Raw genomic sequence first — 2,377 nt, forward strand, 5'->3', positions numbered from 1 at the left:
GGCCAGGCTGCCGAAGGACGCGGCGAGCACCCAGCCCGGCCGTCGCGATCGCCGGCGCGGTGTGCCGCACCGCGCGGGCCACCGCCGCGCGGGCCGGGCCGGGGCGTTCCATCTCCTCCCGCAGCCGGTCGCTGATCAGGATGTTGTAGTCGGTGCCCAGCGCCACCACGAACAGGAACAGCACCAGCGGCAGCGTGAAGTCCACGCCCGGCCGCCCCAGCCCGTGCTGGAAGACGAGGGCCGAGGCCCCCAGCGTGGCCGCGAAGCCGAGCCCGACCGCGAGCATCAGCACCACCGGCGCGAGCACGCTGCGCAGCAGCACCAGCAGGATCACCGCGATCAGCACCGCCGCCACCGGGAAGATGACCTTCAGGTCCTTGTCCACGGCCACCGCGATGTCCGCGAACACCGAGGCCGTGCCGCCCACATGGGCCTCGGTCCCGGCCGGCAGGTTCGCCCGGACCGCCGCCCGGACCGGCCCCGAGACCAGGTCGCGGGCCTGCTGCCCGCCGGATTCGACGTTCAGCAGCAGGTCGATCCGGGCCGCCTTCCCGTCCTCGCTCAGCACCGTCGGCGCGACGCCGCCCACCCCGGGCACCCGGGCCAGGGCCCCGGCCAGTCCGGCCACCCGCTCCGCGCCGAGCGGAGCGCCGTCCTTCGCGGCGACGAGCACGCTCGTCGGGTCCGAGACCCCGGCGGGCAGGGCGCGGGAGATCTCCTCGGCCGTCTCCACCGCCGCGGTCCGCTCGCCGCCCGCGCCGGACTGCCCGTAGTCCATGCGGATCCCGGCCAGACCCGCCGTCAGCGCACCGAGCAGCACCAGCGAGGCCAGGACCAGTGCCACCGGGCGCCGGGCCGTCAGCCGGCCGAGCCGGCCCGCCACACCCTCACGGGGCGCCCGCCGCAGGGCGCGCGAGGGCCAGAACATCTTCCGGCCCGTCACGGCCAGCAGCGCCGGCATCAGCGTCAGGCTGCCCAGCAGCATCACCAGCACCGACACCGCGATGGCCGGGCCCAGCACGCGGAACTGGCCGAAGGAGGCGATCCCGAGGGTGGCGAACGCGGCCACGATCGTCAGCGCCGCCGAGGTGACGGCCGTGCCCACCCGGCCCGCGACCTCCGCGGCGGCCTCGCGCCCGCTCTGCGCCGGGTTCTGCCGCAGCTGCTCGCGGAAGCGGAACAGCAGGAAGAGGAAGTAGTCGATGCCGATGCCCATGAGCACCACGTTGATCAGCCCGGGGGTGGAGGGGGCCAGCCGGACACCGCTCGCCACCGAGGCCATGATCACGCTCCCGGCGGCCGCACCGCCGATGACCGCCATCGCCAGCAGGGGCAGCAGCGCCGCGAACACGCTGCGGAAGACCAGTACGTGGAGCAGCACGATCAGCCCCGTCACCACCGCGCCGACCACCTTCGACCGGGTCTCCTCGGCGTCGGCGGTGTCCACCGTGGCGGCCAGCCCGCCCGTGAACCCGGTCCGCAGGCCCGCCTCGGCGAACGCGGCCCGCGCCTGCTCGCGGAACGCCTTGTACGTGCTCTGCACCCCGGGGTCCTGCGGATTGCCCCTCAGTTCCACGGACAGCAGCCGGAAGGACCGGTCCGGGGCCGTCATCCCCGCGCCGACCCGGGGCGTCTGGGAGTGGTCCTCCATGAAGGGCGGATCCTCCTCGTCCTTGGGCATGACCACCCGCTGCCCGGCCAGCCGCCGCGACACCTCCTCGATCCGGCGCTCGTCGGGAGCGCCGAGCGCGGCCCCGTCCTTGCGGGCCACCAGGACCGTCAGCGGGTCGGAGTCCGGCCGGGCCCCGAAGCTCTCCTCGGCGATCCGCAGTGCGGCCGCCGAATCGTAGGAGGCGGGCAGGAAGCCGTCGTTGCCGGGCTGGGTGGCGCGGAAGACGAACACCTGGCCCAGGATCGTCAGCCCGAGGCCCAGCACCGCCCACAGGGCGATCACCTTCCACGGGTTCCTGGTCGAGCATCCCGTCAGGGCGCGGATCACTGTTCTCCTCCGGTCTGTCCGTGCGGTCCGGCCGGGGTGGCCGTCCGGTCTCCAGACCATCAGCGCCAGGAGCGGAAAACGTCCTGGTGGAGAAGGAGACGGCCGCCGGGACCACGGTCCGGGAGCCGGTTCCGACCAGGACCCTGGTCCTGGTCGGGACCGGTCCCCGCGGCCGGTGTCCGCCCCCCGGCCCGATGGGAGAATGGATCCAGGAGGGCGGCCCCACGGCGGTCCGCGGGAAAGGGGCCGACGAGATGGGAACGCGCGCCGAGAGGCTGACGTGGACGCGCAACGACGCACTGGTGGCGGTCGGCGCGGCGGCCGTGGACCTCATCGGGTTCGCCTTCGACACCCAGTTCCGGGGCACGCCCTTGGCGG

Annotated in this window: 1 protein-coding gene; it reads right to left on the minus strand. The window is 74.6% G+C overall.

What is annotated here, in order from left to right:
• Positions 1 to 1,999: MMPL family transporter (locus tag SSNG_RS31570; protein ID WP_050779790.1), on the minus strand; the 1,999-nt coding region annotated here is incomplete at its 3' end.
• Between the last annotated feature and the right edge of the window lie 378 nt (positions 2,000 to 2,377).

The organism is Streptomyces sp. C (genome assembly GCF_000158895.1).
Classification (GTDB): domain Bacteria; phylum Actinomycetota; class Actinomycetes; order Streptomycetales; family Streptomycetaceae; genus Streptomyces; species Streptomyces racemochromogenes.